The organism is Rhizobium sp. L1K21 (genome assembly GCF_024055895.1).
Classification (GTDB): Bacteria; Pseudomonadota; Alphaproteobacteria; order Rhizobiales; family Rhizobiaceae; genus Ensifer_A.
In genome coordinates this window covers 37,702-56,089 of the sequence record NZ_JAMXLE010000003.1, presented here as the reverse complement: position 1 = coordinate 56,089, position 18,388 = coordinate 37,702, and the positions used below count along the sequence as shown (strand labels likewise).

The 18,388-nt window shown below is 56.0% G+C and carries 11 protein-coding genes; 4 read left to right on the top strand and 7 right to left on the bottom strand.

All coding sequences use genetic code 11. The features are described 5' to 3' along the window. Positions 1–8: 8 nt before the first annotated feature. Both NHF56_RS15225 and NHF56_RS15220 read right to left on the bottom strand, forming a co-directional pair. A complete protein-coding gene (locus NHF56_RS15225; RefSeq protein ID WP_252806064.1) occupies positions 9–1,643 on the bottom strand; it encodes a (2,3-dihydroxybenzoyl)adenylate synthase in 1,635 nt (544 codons plus the stop codon). Positions 1,644–1,676: 33 nt separating this feature from the next. Then, a complete protein-coding gene (locus NHF56_RS15220; protein WP_252806063.1) occupies positions 1,677–2,855 on the bottom strand; it encodes an isochorismate synthase MenF in 1,179 nt (392 codons plus the stop codon). A gap of 80 nt (positions 2,856–2,935) precedes the next feature. On the opposite strand from NHF56_RS15220, the gene NHF56_RS15215 reads away from it, so the two are divergent. Continuing rightward, the gene (locus NHF56_RS15215; RefSeq protein WP_252806060.1) at positions 2,936–7,384 is read left to right on the top strand and encodes an amino acid adenylation domain-containing protein; all 4,449 of its coding nucleotides are present in this window, start codon (positions 2,936–2,938) and stop codon (positions 7,382–7,384) included. 48 nt (positions 7,385–7,432) lie between these two features. After that, positions 7,433–8,785, top strand: a complete 1,353-nt coding sequence (locus tag NHF56_RS15210; protein ID WP_252806058.1) for a condensation domain-containing protein — start codon at positions 7,433–7,435, stop codon at positions 8,783–8,785. 74 nt (positions 8,786–8,859) lie between these two features. Here the strand turns inward: NHF56_RS15210 and NHF56_RS15205 are convergent, their stop codons facing one another. From NHF56_RS15205 to NHF56_RS15190, 4 genes are all read right to left on the bottom strand, one after another. Next, positions 8,860–11,805, bottom strand: coding sequence for a condensation domain-containing protein (locus tag NHF56_RS15205; protein ID WP_252806056.1), 2,946 nt, complete (start codon positions 11,803–11,805; stop codon positions 8,860–8,862). A gap of 23 nt (positions 11,806–11,828) precedes the next feature. After that, positions 11,829–12,077, bottom strand: coding sequence for a phosphopantetheine-binding protein (locus tag NHF56_RS15200; protein WP_252806054.1), 249 nt, complete (start codon positions 12,075–12,077; stop codon positions 11,829–11,831). Between the two features lie 13 nt (positions 12,078–12,090). Beyond that, complete coding sequence (locus tag NHF56_RS15195) at positions 12,091–12,930, bottom strand: siderophore-interacting protein (protein ID WP_252806052.1); 840 nt, start codon at positions 12,928–12,930, stop codon at positions 12,091–12,093. A gap of 185 nt (positions 12,931–13,115) precedes the next feature. Further along, complete coding sequence (locus tag NHF56_RS15190) at positions 13,116–13,901, bottom strand: IclR family transcriptional regulator (RefSeq protein WP_252806050.1); 786 nt, start codon at positions 13,899–13,901, stop codon at positions 13,116–13,118. A gap of 216 nt (positions 13,902–14,117) precedes the next feature. Between NHF56_RS15190 and NHF56_RS15185 the strand changes: the two genes are divergently transcribed. Together NHF56_RS15185 and NHF56_RS15180 are read left to right on the top strand one after the other, a co-directional pair. Continuing rightward, a complete protein-coding gene (locus NHF56_RS15185) occupies positions 14,118–16,205 on the top strand; it encodes a TonB-dependent receptor (RefSeq protein ID WP_252806049.1) in 2,088 nt (695 codons plus the stop codon). Positions 16,206–16,301: 96 nt separating this feature from the next. Then, positions 16,302–17,348 (top strand): methyltransferase, encoded by a 1,047-nt coding sequence (locus tag NHF56_RS15180; protein WP_252806048.1) that lies wholly within the window; start codon positions 16,302–16,304, stop codon positions 17,346–17,348. 76 nt (positions 17,349–17,424) lie between these two features. Here NHF56_RS15180 and NHF56_RS15175 read toward each other — a convergent pair whose 3' ends face one another. Next, positions 17,425–18,384: an ABC transporter substrate-binding protein gene (locus NHF56_RS15175; RefSeq protein WP_252806046.1), complete on the bottom strand. Its 960-nt coding sequence runs from the start codon at positions 18,382–18,384 to the stop codon at positions 17,425–17,427. Between the last annotated feature and the right edge of the window lie 4 nt (positions 18,385–18,388).

The window sequence follows — 18,388 nt, the reverse complement described above, 5'->3', positions numbered from 1 at the left end:
GGTGTACCTCAGATAGTTTTTATGTGTTCGTTCTGTTGAGAAAGCAGCATGCGCAGCTTCTTTTTGTCGGTCTTCCCGACAGGTGTCAGCGGCAATGCATCAATGAATCGTATGCGGTCTGGCAGCTTGTATTCGGCAATGCCGAGGTTGAGCAGGTGGCGCTTCAGCAGAAGCGCTTTCGGATTTGCGTTGCTGCTGACAACAAAGGCGCAGCTCTTTTCGCCAAGAAGCGTGTCCTGCATTGCAACCAGGGCAGCGCTTTCAACATCGGGATGCAGCAGCAGAAGATGCTCGATTTCTTCCGCCGCAACCTTTTCGCCGCCGCGGTTGATCTGATCTTTCACGCGACCCACGACCCGCAGATAGCCCTCTTCGGTCTGCTGAACCACGTCGCCCGAATAATAAAAGCCGTCAGCGTCGAAAACCTCCTTGTTGTGTTCAGGGCTCTGGTAGTATCCGCGGAATGTATAGGGGCCCCGCGTTGCCAGCATGCCGGGTTGTCCAGCCTCCACCGGCGTGCCGTCTTCACTCAGGATCTTGATTTCGTCATCGGGGCTGATGGGGCGGCCCTGCGTTTGAAAAACGAGATGATCGGGATCATCCAGCCGGGTATAATTGACCAGTCCCTCCGCCATGCCAAAAACCTGCTGCAGCTTGCAGCCGAGAACCTCCGGCACCTGACGGGCCAACGAGTCTGCAAAACTCGCGCCGCCAACCTGCAACAGCTTTAGCGAACCCAGCGAAGCGCGGTGCTCGGTAGCCGCCTGCAGCCACAAAATGACTGCGGAGGGGACGAGCGCAGCTATGCTCACCTGATGGCGTTTAATGATCTCGAAGCAATTCAGCGGTTCAGGGTTTGCTGCCAGCACGACGCAGCCGCCCGCGTGAAAGATGCCAAATGCGCCTGGCGAACTCAGCGGATAATTGTGCCCGGCCGGAAGGCAGCAAAGGAAACGGCTCTCACGGGTCAGCGCACAGATTTCAGCACTGGCCCGCACGCTGTAGTCGTAATCATTATGCGTTCGCGGAATGAGCTTGGGTGTGCCGGTACTGCCGCCGGAAAGCTGAAAGAACGCGACCTCGTCAGCTGCTGTTGGCGAAACGGAGCCCGTCTCCTGCCGCTGCGAAGGCTCAAGCCAGTGCTCCAGGCTGGTTTGGCGGTTCTTTTCGCCATGAAAAATGATCGTGGCCAGATCAGGTGCCTGTTCGCGCAACGCCTCGACAAAACTGTCATCGGCAAACAAGGCATGCTCACGTGATGCAATCAGCAGCTTGGGCTTGATCTGCCCGGCATAGGCGTTGAGCTCGAGCTTGCGGTGACTGAAGAGCGCATTGAGCGGGGCAACACCGATCTTCAAAAGTGCGAAGAAGACGATGTAAAACTCCGCCACGTTGGGCAATTGAACCAAGGCCGTATCGCCGTGGCTAAGCCCGGAAGCAGCGAGGCGGAATGCCAAGTTATCCGCCTTCTCGTTCACTTGCGCGTAGGTGAAATGCCGTTCGCCGCAAATGATTGCCGTTGCATCCGGTGTTTCGGCGGCAGGTTTTTCGATCAAGCGTGAAAGCGGTTCGTCGATCCAATAGCCTTTTTGGCGATAGCGTGCGGCGAATGGCTCCGGCCAACGGGAATATTCGATGGTCATCTCAATGATCCGAATTGGTATTTACGATTTTGCTCAGGCGGCGATGCCGCATGCATTCAGCATGGTGCGCAGCTTGGTCTGCACCTCTGCCCATTCAGACTGGGGTATGGAGGCATCGACAATGCCCGCGCCTGCAAACAGGCGAATGGTATCCTCGCGCACCATGCCGCAGCGGATGGTAATCACCCATTCGCCGTTGCCCTGAGCATCGCACCAGCCGACAATGCCAGCAAAATAGCCGCGCTCGAACGGCTCGACAAACCGAATGAGCCGGTGCGCCTGTTCTGTCGGGTAACCGCACACGGCTGGTGTCGGATGCAAGAGGCTGGCAAGCTGGATGGCGTTTACGTTCGGATCGGCAACCTGACCTTCAATGCGGGTAGAAAGGTGCCAAAGCGTGGCCGTGTTGATGAGCGAGGGGGCATCGGGAATGTTGATCTGCGAGCAATGCGGCGTCAAGACGCGCCGGATGTCCTCGATCACAAGGCTATGCTCATACTGATCTTTTTCGGATGCTTCCAGTGCTGCGGCTGCCTGTCTGTCGAGCGCCGGATCCTTATCGCGTCTGGCTGAACCGGCCAGCGGGTTGGAAATGATGTGATTTCCTTCCTTCCGCAACAGCAGCTCGGGACTGACGCCGATCAACGTGCTTCCATCGTCGAGCGGAATACGAAATTGATAGCCCTGCTTGTTTTGTGCTCTGAGGTTCGCGAGAAGCTGCTCGACATTCAGCGGCGCATCGAATTGCAATTCGCGCGTTACCGACAGGACGGCCTTGCGAACGTCGCTGTGATTGAAGTTGAGGATGGCGTGTTCAACGGAACGTTTGAAACCGGCCTCATCGGGAATGCTGCGCTGCTCCACCAGCCGGGTGGGCTGCAAATCAGCAGATGCGCTTTCATCTGATCCTAGGTCCCGCCATTCATATGTTTCGGGCACGTAAAGGCAGGAAGGCTCACGCATGTCGAAGGGGATCGCGCCGATGGCGATGGGGTTTGCCTGACCGGCTCTTTGCGCCTCCGCGAAAGCGGCTTTCAGCGAAATTTGCAGCATGCTTTCGGGATGTTCGCTGCCGCGAGCCGGAGCCGCGATGTGGCGCTGTATTCCGCGGGCATGCAAGGCACGCGAGCCTGAGGTGAAAAGGAACTTTGTTGCCTCTTCGACTTGTGAATCTTCTGCAATCTGATTCGTCTTTAGAGCGCCCGATCTCATGGGTTTCTCCTGTGCGGGTGGTTGACGATTTGCTATACCTGAGTATTTTAATCATGTTTTGTCAACTGCCCAGAATTGCGATGAGAGATCTGACACAGATGCAGGCGGCCTATTGGGTCGGACGCAACGCCGAGGCCCCGCTTGGCGGTGTTTCCGCGCACCTTTATGCCGAGTTCGACGGGGCCGAAATCGACCCCGAAAGGCTGTCCGGAGCGCTTGCGAAGCTCTGCCGGAAGCATGCAATGACACGGCTGCGAATCACCCCCGAGGGTGAGCAGGAAGCGCTGTCGCCGGACGCTTCGCCTTCGCTGAAAGTGGAGGATTTCCGGGGCTTTGATAGCAAAAAGCTCGATGATTATCTTTTGCGGAAGCGAAAAGACTGGACGAATCAGAAACTGGATATTGCGCATGGCGAAAGCCTCGCGGTGGGCCTAAGTCTCTTGCCTAACGGCACCAGTCGATTGCATGTCGATACGGACATGATCGCCATTGACCCGGTCAGCTTTACCACCCTGATGGAGGATCTGGCGCGGTTCTATACAGAGCCGGATGCTGATCACGAGGCCCAGCCGGGAACCGGATTCTTTGACTGGCTGGATTCCCTGAAGGCCGATCAGGACATCGCTGCGCGCCTGGACCAGGACCGGCAATGGTGGAAAGTGCGTCTCGGTGAGATCGCGCCGGCGCCAAGTCTGCCGCAAGCTCTGAAATCCTCCGATTTCGAAGTTAACAGCGGTCGCCTCTCGAGATGGTTGCCACCCGAGATACGCAACGAACTTGCGCAGGTTTCAGGTCGCCATGGCATAACCCTTTCCACGCTCATGCTGAGCCTTTTTTCGCTCGCCCTTGGCGGGGCAACCGGTGACCGGCGATTTCGCCTGAATGTACCGATGTTCTGGCGTGAGCCTGTGGTTGAAAATGTCCAGCATATCGTTGGCGAATTTTCAAACACGTTGATTTTGAATGCCGCAATCGAAGACCATGAAACGCTCGCCGCGTTCTGCCGTAAAACCGCGCAAGAATTGGCGCAACTGTTGAGCCATTCAGCCTATCCGGGCGTCAGTGTCATGCGGGATCTTTCGCGCCACACAGGCACTATGCAGACTGCGCCGGTGGTCTTTACGGCCGGCCTTGATCTGCCATCCGGAGAGCTCTTTTCGCCGCAAGTTCGCGAGGCGTTCGGGTCGATGGAATGGGCAGTCTCCCAAGGGCCGTATGTCGTGCTCGATGCACAGGTTGCAGCGCTTGATGGCGGTATTCTGGTGAACTGGGACATTCGATTCGACCAGTTGCCGCAAGCATGGATAAGCTCTGTTTTCGACACCTATATCGACCTTGTGCAGAGGGTCGCGAGACAGCCTGACATCTTCGAAATACCCGCCGTTCAATGTGCAGACATGCAACGGGATGGCGATGCGCCGACGACGAATTGCGAGATACAGATGACGAGACCTCTATCGGCCTTGCAGAAAGCTTACCTGATGGGCCGCAGCGAGCATCTGCCGCTTGGCGGCGTTGCCATGCAGGATTTTCGCGAATACCGCGGTCGCATCGATATCGAGCTGTTGCACACGCGCCTTGAAAATCTCGTCGCTCGTTACGAGAGCCTTCGAAAGATCATTGATGCAGACAGGCTCGTGGAACGTCTGGATGAAGAAGGCCGTGTGAATTTTGAAGAGGTCAGTCTTCAGAACTTATCCTACGAAGAGGCTTTGCAGCGGGTAGACGCTATGCGGGACGACTACGCGCATTGCCTGTTCGATCTTCAGAAATCTCCATGGCAGGTCACGGCCTTCAGGCTTCCGCCGCCAGACAATCGTGATGATGATACCGTCATCGTGTTCCTGCGATTCGATGCCCTCATCCTTGATGGCCGTTCGATCTCGCTGCTTGTGTCAGAACTTTTTGGTCAAGACGAATTGACAGCGCATGAGGCGGGGGCGGAAAAAGACGAAGAGCCGGCGGTCTCGCCGGACGCGCGCCTGGCGGATGGCGCCTACTGGGCGGAAAAACTCGGTATGGTCGAAGAGCCACCGCGCTTGCCATGGAAGCGCCCACTGACAGCGATTGCAACGTCGCGCTACCAGAGATCCAGTCTTCGGATCGACAAGAATGTCTTTAAGGCATTCAGCCGCGCAGGCGCCAGACAGGGGCTGTTTAAAAACACCTGCATCACCGCAATTATTTTGGAAGTGCTCTCGCGCTGGCTGAGTGATGGAGACCTTTGCGTGGGCGTGCCGGTCGCGCCCCTGGGGGCGGCCTCTGTTGCAAACAGATCAAGCTTTCTGGCGGTCAACTGGCAACCGGAAAAATGGACTTTCGAAGAGCGGGCAAAGGGCCTGCAAGCTGATATTCTCGAAGGTTTGAACCATCTCTCCTTTTCCGGCATCGACATCAACAGGCTGTTGATGAACAACGGCGTCAGCAGCCCATCCTTGCCGGTTGTCATAACCAATGGCCTTTCGTGGCCGAACGGCGATGAACAGGCGACCGGCATGCGCTACACCGATGGTCTCACGCAGACACCGCAGATCGCAATGGATTTCCGCTTTTCGTTGTCCAGCACCGGCGATCTTGTTTTCGATATCGATTTCGCGCGCGAGGCGGTGGAAGAATATGTTGTGAATGATATTCTCGCTGCGATCGGTCGCGCTGTTGAGGCAACTGCAGCGTCAGGCGCGTTTGAGGTCAGACCTTCTGTTGTCGTGGAACGAAAGCCAGAGCTTTTCAATGCGGCGAGAAACAAGCCGGTCTATTGCAATTTTCTCCAGCGGATCAGCGAGAATCTTTTTGAAAAGAGCACTGAAAAGACGGCGCTGATTTGCGGGCCGCAGCACATTTCGTATCAGGCACTGGGCGAGAATGTGGGCCGGATTGTTGCTGCGCTGGAAGACCATGGTATCGGCAAAGGCAGTGTCGTTGCCATCTGCCTGAGACGCAGTCCTGAGCATGTAATGGTGTCTGTTGCCTGTGCTTTGATGGGCGTGGTTTGGGTTCCGATCGACGCTTCCTCTCCGGCAGACCGGCTGCAATACCTCCTGGAAAACTGCAAGCCTGCTCTTGTGGTGTCGCATCAACAGATTGCCGGATTTCAATCGATCACTCCCGCAGAGCTGTTGAATGTTGAAAGGAAAACCGGACCAGCGCCGCAACTGCAGGGGCTTGAGGCTCTGTCGACCAGCGGCGAGGTTGGGTATTATCTTTATACATCCGGGACGACCGGCAAGCCGAAATGCGTTGTGCTGTCAAACCGGGCAACCGCCAATGTCATCGGCCAGACGATCGGCAATTGGCGGGTGAGTGAGCGCGATGTCTTTCTCTCCGTGACACCGTTTCATCACGATATGTCGGTCTTCGATATTTTTGGCAGCCTTACAGCCGGTGCAACCCTTGTTCTGCCGCAGCCGGAAGAGGAAAAAGATGCCATCCGCTGGAACGCGCTGGTTCGTGAACATGGCGTGACCATATGGTGCTCCGTTCCCGCGATACTGGAAATGCTGCTCTCCTGCCGGCAAACCGGCGACCTGAAGAGCCTTCGTCTGGTTGCGCAAGGCGGTGATTATATCAAACCCTCCGTCATAGAAACGTTGCGGAATTTGAATCAGGACATGCGCCTGGTCTCTCTCGGCGGCCCGACCGAAACGACAATCTGGAGCATCTGGCACGAAATCGGCGCGCTGGACATCGAAACCATTCCTTATGGCCGTCCGCTTGCAGGCAACAGCTACTTCATTTTGAATGCGCGCGGCGAACATTGCCCTGCCCATGTCGAAGGACGGATTCACACCGCAGGCGTGAACGTTGCTCTGGGGTATCTGGAGGATGGAATTCTCAATCAGAAAGACTTTGTGACCGTCGAAGACGAAGACGGCAAGCCCGTGCGCGCCTTTAGAACCGGCGACAGGGCGCGCTACAGACCAGACGGAACAATTATATTTGCGGGTCGCGTGAATGGCTATGTGAAGGTCAGGGGTGTTCGCGTTTCATTGCCCGACATCGAGGCTGAAATCGCAAAACACCCTGGAATTCATCAGGCGCTCGCCGTGGATTACGGCGAGGAGAAACAGGGCGAAGCCGCCATTGGTATTCTCTATGTTGCCAGGGAAGGTGCGCGTCTAGACGCGCAGGCTATCCGCAATTTTGCGCGGCAGCAGCTGCCGAACTCGCATGTGCCGACGCGCTTTTCTGAGGTTGATACGATGCCTCTATCGGCAAACGGCAAGCCGGACCGGCGACAGGCACGGGCGCTTCTGACGGCATCTGCGGCGGCGCACGAACCCACCCCGACCAAGCCCGAGAACGCGGACGCGACAACGAGCCGGCGTGTTCTCGATATCTATCTGGCTGCTTTGGGCAGGCAGGATTTGGCTGATGCCAATGCGGCAACCGATTTTGTCACAATCGGGCTTCTGCCCTCGCACCTGAAAACAATTTCCCGGAACATTGGTGAGGAATTCGGCGTGGATTTGCCGCCGCGCCATTTGCTCAATTGCCGCAATGCCGATCAAGTTGCGCGGCTCCTGCCATAAATAAGAAAGGCGGAGACCCGATTTCCGCCGGCCCCAAAGGAGGATTTCATGGCCTATGCGGCTTCAGATAAAGGGTGGATGCCTCTGACGCTTCCCCAGCTTGATTTCTGGGAGGAGTTTTGCCACCACCCGCACGACCCGGTTTCGACAATCGCGCATTATCTCGATATTACCGGCGACGTGGACGAGGCGGCTTTGCTGAAGGCTATTTCCCAAACGGTCCATGAAGCTGAAGTCCTGTCGATTCGCATTCAGGTGGACCCCACAGAAAACGAACCCCGCCAGATTTGCGATCCTATGAACGTTCCGGAGGTTGAGTTTGTTGATTTGCGGACCGTAACCGACGCCTTCGAGGAAGCGCTGAAGCGGATGCGCGCCGATATGGAAGCCAGGCTTGATCTGCGAACAGACAGACTTTCCTGCCAGCGCGTCTATCGGGTCGCGCAAGACCGTTACCTTTGGTATCTGCGCGCCCATCACATCATTCTCGACGGGTATGGATTTGCACTGATTGAGCGGCGGTGTAGTGAGCTTTACGACCAGTTTTCCAATGGAGCACAAGCCGGGCCACCCTTTCACGCATTTGCACATTTCATCGAAGAGGAAGAGGCTTATCGTGCCGGCAGCCGTCACGAGAAGGACAGTGTATTCTGGCGCGACTATCTGGGGGATGCCGACAATCTCCCGGTTTTGAAAAGAGATGTGGAAGACTATGGCGCAGCGGGCCTTTATGCCCGCAAGGCGTTGGATGATACGATCGGCACGGCGCTCAAAGCACGGGCTGACGTGATCGGCATCGGCTGGCCCGACTTGCTGGTTCTCCTGACGAGCCTTTATTTGCACCAGGAGATAGGGCGTGAGACACATGAAGATCAGCGCGAACTTATCGTCTGGCTACCCTTCATGAGCCGCTGGGGCAGCATAGGTGCGCATGTGCCGGCCATGCTCGTGAATATTCTGCCTTTCCGGGTGCCGGTGCAAACGGGTCAGACACTGATGGAGTTTCTGCAGGTCGGCGCTGCAGCCTTGCGCAAACAAAGGCGTCACGGCCGCTACCGAATCGAACAGATCGCCATGGATCAACACCTTGAAGACGGCAGCCGGTTCTTTTTCTCGCCGCTCATCAATGTACTTCCCTTCACGGCTCCGACGTTTCCAGGCTGCCAGACCGAGCGTCATGTTCTGGCCAGCGGGCCTGCAGACGGGTTCAACCTGACCTTTCGTGCAAATGAGGATGCTTCGCACTTGACCTTGGAGATCGATGCAGATCCCGCCCTGACCAGCAAAGAGCAATTCGAAAGGCACGGCCGTGATTTTCCGGTCTTCCTCAAAAACGCTTTGTCGGCAGACGCTTTGGAAAGACCCTTACATGTGTTGAGCCAACAATTCGCTGCCGCCTGATTTTATCGGGGGTGACGAACGGCAAACCCGGCTTGCGTGACCCAAGCCGGGTTTGTTTTGTTCACGGTGTCGGGTCAGCCGACGGTGGTCAAATCCAGCTCTTCAAGCTGACGTGCCGAGGCGTTGGGGCGTGCAAACTGAGCAAACATGTCCACGGTTGCCTTGCGCAGGCTCTCCACCCGGTCAGGGCCATAGCGGTCTGCCCTGTAACTCATGAGGATACGGATCGATCGTTCTCGGCCGATCATCTCTTCCATCACCTCGAATTGCAGGCCTAGAAGCGATTCATGCTTGTCGGGATCAACTTGCCTGAATTCAATCCTGCCGTCATTGCCTGAGGGCAGGGTGCCATTCAGCTTGTTCTTGGCGTGTATCTGGATGAACACTTCAAACAAATGATCCCTGCCGGGTTGCATGCCGAGCGCTTCTTCCACGAGATCCAGCGGGATTTGTGAATGCGGGAGCGAATCATTGATTGTGGTTTTGACCTGCGCGATCAGTGAGCCAACTTTGGTCTTGGGGCTCATTTGCACCCGGTGGGCGGCAAGCGTGGTGAAATATCCGATTGTGTCGAAAAATTCCGGATCGGTGCGCCCTGATGCCGATGTGCCGATCACCAGATCATTCGATGCGCCGAGACGATAAAGCGTGGATGCGATGGCGGCATAGGCGATATTGAAAAGCGAGGCGTTATTTTCGCGCGCGAGCGAATAAAGACCATCGCACACCGATTGATCCAATTGCATTTCCACCCAGCCACCAGCCGGGCTCGTCTCCTCAGCTTGAGCGTCTTCCAGATGAGGATCATTCTTGAAAAGCGGCAGCGGAGGCGGCGCGCCACGCAACATGTTCACCCAATAATCCAGATGTGCCTGGTCGACGCCCTCGGCACTCTGTTTGGCTGCGAAGTGTTCAAATGCAAGCGGTGTTGTATCCCAGTGCGGTACACTGCCGGTCGTGCGCGCGCGATAGGCCTCGGCAAGCTCGTCCATCATCAAGTTAACCGACCACTCGTCAAGAACGATGTGATGGAAGAGGAAAGAGAGCAACTGCTCGCCCGTTTGTGCGTCGCGCATGAAGCGAAGACGCAAGGGAAGCTCCTTGGAAAGATCAAAATGGTATCCCGCTTCCACATGGCGGTCAGTGTCGGTGCTCTCTTCGCTTGTCCAGAACCACTTGAAGCGTGGAACATCATCTATGGGCACAACCTGCTGGTAGACTGCGTCACCATCGCGAACAAAGAGCGTGCGCAATCCCGGATGACGCTCCAGAATATCCATGAAGGCATTTTGAAACGCCTGTTCGTCCACCGTATCGAGAAAACGGAGCGCGAAGGGGATGTTGAATATTTCGCCGAAGCCGAATGCCGCGTAGGCTTTCCACAATGACTGTTGGGCGAGAGAAAGCGGCGTTTTTGCATTGGCTGGAAGCGGATGTCCCGTGCTGGGCGTGCCGGGTGTCGCTTCGACTATTCGTGCATGCTTTGCAAGCTCAGCCGCGGTGGGATAGCTGAACAGCGTGTTGAAATGCACTTCGATCCCATGTTGGCTCAAGAGGCGGCCGATAATGCGTGTGGCGATGAGGGAATGCCCGCCGAAGTCGAAGAAGTCGTCCTGCGCATTCATGCCCGGCATATCCAGCGCGTCGCGGAATTCCGCAAGAATTGTCTTCGCGATTTCGTCTGTCTCGACCTGTTGGCTTGTGACTGGCCGAAGAGCCGTGACGTCCTGATCGACCTTTTTGGTTGCCGCCATCATCGGTCGTGCTGCCGGCGTATCGGTAATAAAACGGATAAAGCTTTCCAGCAGAAAAGCACCGATATTGGGAGACATCGCCTGCCCGGTTGTGAGCTGAATGCGCAAATTGCCATCTGTGGCAGGACCCACGGCCAGGGCCAGTTCAGGCCGCCGCTCAAGAGCGGGAACGGTGAGACGCCTGGCGGTGATGTCCTGAAAGGATATGAACGCGGCAGGATCGCCAAGCCAGGTCACAAGCAGCCGCGGCATGTTGCCGGAAGCCGCTTCGTTTCGGCTTTCATCCTGATCATTGCTCTGCATGATCTGCTGTAAGCTGGTCTCCAACGGCGCATTGCCATGCACAACGACCTCGCGCATCTGCGGCGCACCGATCGTGCAGTTGTTGTCTCCAAGGCTCCTGGCCGGATCGCAAGGTAACCAGACACTGACAGCGTCGTGTCCACCGAACTCACACACAAACGCGGCAAAACGAGCCGCTATAGGGGCGAGAATGCGATCGGGTTCCAACCCGCCTTTTGCCACATCCTTCAATCGGTCAGCGGGGATGAGGCAACCATATGCCCGCGCGCTCTGCGGCCATGGCGTCGCTGCGTATTTTTCGGTCACATCGTTCAGGCCGATATCGAGTAGCGTTCCTGCGCGCTGCGCCCATTCGATGGGGGATGTTGCTTCAGACAGGCCGGCATTCGCGGCCATTCGTCCTGTCTTCTCCGGCAGCATGACCGGACTTCCGGCAAAAGCCCGGCTTATGCCCTTGAGCAAATCTTCTGCCGACCAGCTTTCGTCCAAAATGCGGTGAAGGACCATGCCGAGTGTGACGGAGTCTTTCGAAACAAAAAGCCTGATTCTGAAAGGAGGCTGCGTTTCAAGGTCCCACGGCAAGGCCTGCAATGACACCAGTTCTTCGATAATCTGGCTCTCTGCATCGGCATGCAGAATTTCGAGATACTCCCCAGGCTGTTCCGGTTTTGACTTGCTCAACGTGTCTTCGTCAAAATGATAGCGGACATCGAGCCCCGGCATACCATGAAACAGGTTTCGTATTGCATCGGCCAATCTGAAAACAGCGATCGAACCGCTCAACTGATAGGCAAGCGCATAGCAAAATGGTGTTTCGGGATTCTGTTGTTGGGTCAGCCAAATCCGCTCTTCGTATTCGCTGGGCTCTCCATTGCCCCAAAGGGCCTCAGGCGCATTGTTGGACTCTAATCGGTCGTAAGTGCCTTCGTTGCTGACGCGCAGGTTGCTACTGTTCAGAGCCATTTTGTATTTCCTCTTCTGCGGCATTAAGCCGTCTCGTTTGATGCGGCCTTCTGCCGACAAACGAGCGCTCCCCACGATCGCAGCGTGGGATGGGCCGCGAGATCCGCATAGTCTATGCGCCGACCAGCAAGCTCGGAGAGCGGTTTTATCAATTGCATGATTGCCAATGAATGCAGGCCGACCTCGATCAGGTTCTGATCGGCGTCGAGCTCGGACATGACGTCATCAAGGACCGTTGCCAGATGGCCTCGAATTTCTTCGATGATTTCCATCTTGAATGCCGCGTTATTCTTCAAAGTGGTCGTGGACACCTGTGGCACCACGTCGCCAGTAACCGGAGGCGCGAACCCATTTCGGATTGGTCCCGACGTCGTTCACGAGATAATGGCGCAGATTTTTGGCGGCTGCAGATTCGCAGGCAATCCAGCTATGGAAGTCGCCTGCGGGCAGCGTTTGTTCGCGCAAAGCATTCAGCAGAATCTGGTCTGCTTCTCCTGTGGTCTGGCTTCTGCACACCCAGGTCTCGACAATGTCTGCCTCGGTGCGAAGATCAATACGATCGTCGACGGTCTCGACCTCAACGATGACGACGGCGCGAGCGCTGGCTGGCAATTCCTCAAGACGGCGTGCAAGTGCGGGAAGGCCGGTTTCATCGGCAATCAACAAGTGCCAGTCAAAGTCAAAAGGCACGACAAAGGAACCGCGCGGTCCGGCAACCCAGGCGCTGTCTCCCTGTTTGACCTTTGCTGCCCACTGGCTCGCCGGCCCGTCGTGACCAAGCAGAAAGTCGATATCGAGCTCGCCGCTGTCGGCGTCATAGCGGCGGGGCGTATAATCGCGGGCGATCGGCTTATCTTCACCCTTGGGGAATTCCACGCCATTGGGGCCAATAATCGGCAATACGGGCTCGGAACGCCCCTCGGCAGGAAAGAACATTTTCACATGATCATCGAAGCCGAGGCTCTTGAAGCCCTCCAGTTCGGGTCCCGACAGTGTCACGCGCATCATGGAAGCGCCGACCTTTTCCAGGCGTTTTACGTGCAGATGACGCAGGCGTAGGTCAAAACGATGCCGTTGCGGGGTGCGGTCGATAACAGGTGTTGAATGCTTTGCTTCAGCAGACATGATAGATCCTTCAAAAAGCTGCTTCATTTCGCGGAATGGCTTCAAATCATTGAAATTATAGCGACAATTTCGACCATTCTCCCAAATTTGCGTGCAGAATAACAGCCCGCGAAAAGGCTCGCAATATAACTAGTCTAAAAAAATCAAGTTTTATTGCGCTACGCCTGGCACACGGAAATCTGCAATCAGCGGCGACGCCAGGTTCCCCCGGTTTCTCGGTTGGCTTCGGCCGCCGCTTTGGCGAGCGCTTCACCGTCTTCTTGTCGGCCCGGTTGCCGCATATCGTTGACCGTGGTCATGACACAGGCAATTTCCTGCTGCGCATCGAAAACGGCGGCAGCCTGCCCGGTAACCTCCTGGAGAAGATGGCTGGTGAGTTCGCTGAACCCGGTCTGCCGAATCTGCTCCAGCGTTTGCGCGTCTGGGGGCTGACCCCTGAAATGTCTTGGCTGTAAGTCTCTGGCCTTCTGGATACGATCTGGCGGGAGAAATGCCTGAAAAACAAGACCGCTCGCGGTATTGTCCAGTGGCAATATATCGCCGATTGCCAGTGAGCTTATGGAAAAATGCGCGCTCCTGTACCAGCGCACCAGCGTTGGCCCTCTTTCCGTCCACATCACCACCCCGCCGCTCGCTCGGTGGTATTGAGCCAGCAATTTCATGTGCCGTGAAGCGACGTCCACAGGGTCAATCCTGCGCATTGCGCCGATTCCGAGGTCAAGGGCCGTCGGTCCCAGATCGTAAAATCCGGTTACCGGATCCTGGGACGCCAATCCTTCCTTGACAAGGCTTTGCATATAGCGGTGAGCTGACGAATTTCCGGTTTGAGCCTCGCGAGACAAGGCGCCGAGCGGCAAGGGTTCATCGGCGTTGGCGAGGATCTTCAAAAACCGCGTGGCTATGGAGACTGACTGGATCGTGCCGGTGCGCCTGTCTTTGCCGAGGGCCTTCTTTTCTTTCGGTATTTCCATTTGCGACAGGCCGAACCTCAAAAGTCGAAAAGTAGGCCCAGCCTAACGGAAGTCGAACCTCCTGTCATGTCCTCCGCTGATGATCATTTGTTGCCAAATAGCAACAGACAGAGAAATCCACGGGCAGATGAAAAAAAGCAGAATGCATTCTGGATTGTGGAATCGATAGGCCGATGATTAAAGATGACAAATTAATTCATGTTTAAGGGGCTAGAGATGAAAACTGAACGATCAGCTGCGTACCTATGCAATGCGAGTGCAATCGCCATCATGGTTGTGATGGCCGGCAATGCTGTTGCGCAGGATGCTGTGACCAGCACGCGAGGCGCTACCCAGCTGGAAGCCATCACGATTACCGGTGAAAAGGTTTCCCGAAGCCTTCGCAATACGGCCTCGTCGGTCAGCGCGATTGATTCGGAAACACTGGAAAAAGACAGTGACGCAGCTTCTGTTGCCGACGTGATCAAGTCGGTGCCGAACGTCACTTTTACGAGCACCGTAGGCGCGCCCATCATTCGCGGCCAAGATACGCAAGGGCCCAATTATGGCTCAACGGCATTTTTCGGGGGAACTGTGCCGCGCGCAACAATCAATCTCGATGGCCATTATCTGAACTTCTATGAGTATGTTTATGGCGGGGCGTCGATCTGGGACGTCGATAGCATTGAGGTTTTCCGCGGCCCTCAGACCACCTCCCAAGGTGCAAACGCCATTGCCGGCGCGATCATGGTGAACACCAAGGATCCGACATTCGAGCCGGAGGCCGCCTATCGCGCCGAGGTGGGAAGCTATAAAGGAAAACGGGCCTCGGCCATGGTTTCCGGACCGCTCGGTGATAGCGGTTTGGCGGGTCGTGTCGCGGTGGATTACTGGGGACGTGATACGTTTATCGATTATGTGAACACGGCCTTTAACAAGGGCGATACGGATCAAAACCTGCGCTCATTCAATGGTCGTGCAAAACTTTTGTGGGAACCTGATGAAATTCCCGGACTGAGCGCAAAGCTGACCTATTCCCATATCCAGAATAACCGGCCGACCTGGGAAGCAGCTTCATCGCCCTATTCAAATTTGGACAGCACAACGACGTCCATGCCAAGCTGGAAGTCGCGTTCGGATACCGGAGTCTTCGACATCTCCTATGATTTTGAAAATGGCGTGAAGGTCTTCAATCAATCGCAAATTTCGAAGATGCATGTGGATCGCGTCGCTGCGCCAGTCACCAACGGTTCTGCGACAATCGATCAGACAAACTACTCAAACGAATCGCGTGTCACGTTTGGCGATGAAGATTCCATGTTCAGCGGAATGGCCGGTGTTTACTTGGCGCGCACCCTATCGCATGACCGCCTGAACATCAGAGGCATATCCGATTTTCATGATCGGAAAACAAATGTTGGTGTGTTTTCCGAAGTCAGCTACCGTCCGACCGATCGTTGGACGATTACAGGCGGCTTGCGCTACCAGAACGATCACATTCAGCGCAGCGGCTCTTCGCCCTATGCAACTGGAGCCTTGGACTACGACCGCACATTCGATGCGTGGTTGCCGAAACTTTCGGTTGCCTATGATCTGACACAGGACCTGACAGTCGGCGGTCTGGTCAGCAGAGGCTACAACCCAGGCGGCGTCAATCTGAGCTTTGCGGGCAAGAATTACATCACCTTTGAGCCGGAAACCTCATGGAATTATGAGCTTTTCGCCCGCGCAGAATTGATGGATGGTCGCCTCAACATCACAACGAACGTCTTTTATACCGATTACCGAAATTCCCAGCGCCTCTTGCCTGACTACCTGGGTACCACCCAGTACGGCAGTATTGTCGTCAATGCCGATAAGGCCCATTCCTACGGTCTTGAGGTTGGCGTGGATTGGATGGCACGTGACAACCTGCGCATCAGAGCCGGTGCTGGGTTGCTCAAAACTGAAATCGGGACATTTGTCGACAGCCTGGGCAATTCCTACACGGGCAACGAGTTCGGGCAGGCACCGGGTTATATGCTGAGCCTTGGAGCGGATTGGGATGTAACTGAAAAGCTGACCGTGAGCGGTGATATCCGCTTTACGGACGGATACTATTCCACAGACGAAAACCAGGCCATTTACGCAGTTGACAGCTATGCGGTTGCCAATGCCAGCATGTCATATGCGTTCAACGAAAAGGCTGAGCTTTACGCTTATGTGAACAACATCTTTGACAAGCGTGCGCCGACCTATCTTTCCACAGACCGCGCCGTTGGAGGTACCGTGGCCAACATGCTGGAACCACGCACTTTCGGCGTTGGCATCCGCGGCAAGTTCTAAAGCGTCATAAAGCAAGGGCCGTGGCCTCGTGAGGCGCGGCCCTTGTTGCCGAAGAAAAATACCCCAATATCCGACGAGGACGAAGGAAAACGACCCATGCCGGTAACCAGCCAGGGCCAAGACATCAACATGGCAGGCGAGGGACCGCCCATTCGTCTCCTCCAGCAAATAGCAGCCTACCGGACCTCGCAATGCCTGCGGGCGATCGTTGAATTGGGAGTCCCGGCGTATCTGCAGGATGGATATGTGTCCGGCGATGATCTTGCCAAGGCTGCTGGTGCCCACGCGCCATCCCTGGAGCGCGTCTTGAACCATCTCGTTAACGAAGGTGTCTTCCTAACTGATGACGGCGGCAACTATGGGCTCTCTGCGGCGGGGCGGGCGCTTTTGCCCAACCGCCCGTTTTCTTTGCACCCGTGGATCAATTCCGAATTACACCCGCTTTACTGGCGGGCCTGGGAGAAGCTTCCCGAACAGCTGAAAAGCGGCCGGCCGGCATTTGAAATTGCGCATGGCAAGGGGCTGTTTTCCTGGCTTGCCGAGGATGTGGATGCGCAAGCGCGGTTCGACGCGGAAATGCGGGCGGCGTCAACAGCCATGAGCGGAATTGCAGTCAGGCATCTCGATATTCCCGCCAATGCCCAAGTCGTCGATGTCGGCGGCGGAGACGGATCTCTTCTGGCTCAGATTCTTCATCACAAACCTGACGCAACCGCTGTGCTTCATGAATTGCCGCGGAGTACCGCAGTCTTGAACCCCGATTTTGCGGCGTTCGTCAATGAAGGGCGTGCTCAGGTGATAGAAGGCTCCTTCTTTGACGCAATTCCGGAAGGTGGGGATGTCTATCTCTTCAGCCGCGTTTTTCACGATTTCGACGATGACGCGGTCGCCGGCATACTCGGCAATCTGCACAGGGCGACCAAAGGCAAGGAACGCCTCTTCATTATCGACATGATGCTTGACGCGCAAAAGCTGAAACAACCGGCTGCATCCTCTCAGGATATCATGATGATGGTTCTGCTGGGCGGACGGGAACGGACACCCGAAGCCTTTGCCGATCTCTTGCGCCTGAACGGCTTCGAGGCTGTGGCTACGACACCGACGCCATCGCCGCTCAGCATCCTCGAATTCCGCCGAAGCTGAACGTGTAATAGGTCCTGACCCCAAATAGATCGGCCCGGCAATGGTTCAAACCGATGCCGGGCCTTGGTTTCCAGCTCTATTGGCTGCTCGTTTTTGACCATTTCTCGAAGGCATCGAGTGTATGCAACGCGCTGGCGACAGTGGGCGAGGTCACTTTTGCTGAATCGAGAAACAGAACCTGTCCTTCACGGGCTGGTTTGAGAAAGTTCTCCCAGCCGGGCAGGATTTTGTCGAGCGCCTGCCTTGAGCCGGCTTCTTCACGATTGTCGCTCATGTAGCTGTTCATGACCACCAATAGGTCCGGTTCCAGCCGTCCCAGGGCTTCCGTGCTGAGCGGCACAATGAGTGTTGATCCCATGCCCGAACCATTGCCTTGCTCATCAAGCGCGAGGCGCTTGTAGCCCAGATCTTCCAAAGCCTGAACCGCGCCCGACATTTCACCAACGGCGTTGATCTGATCTGTCAGAAAGATTGCCAGGTATGTCTTTCCCTCCAGGCTTTCAGATAGCGAGTTCCGCACGGATTCAAGCCTTGCCCTGTATGTCTTCATGCGGTCGTCGAAAGCGTCTTCCCGCCCCACCAGCTTGGCGAGATCGCGCTCAATGTCGATTCCGCGGGTTTTCCCCGTACTGACATTTTGCAGGTATGTCGGTGCGACGGTGGAAAGTTGATCGACAGAATCGATGTCGAGTTCGGAGCCAATGATCAAATCCGGATCAAGCGCGCGCAGTCTCTCCAGATCGATCTGGCCGAAGGGGCCGATGCCTTTAGGCTTTTCAACGCCTTTTCCGAATACCACATCGATAAAGTCAAGCTTCGTTGAGAACGAGCCGTCATCGTTGCGGCCGTAGCTGCCGGTCAGGTTGACGCCGAGATCGATCAGCGGCAGGCCGAGCAGCGGTTCATGCATGACGACGATCCGTTGCGGGTGTTCGGGCACAGTAACCGAACGCCCCGCATCATCGGTGACCGTTTGATCGTCTGCCAATGCAGCAGATGCAACGAAAAGCGCGGTGAGGAAGGGGAGTAGTCGCATTTTA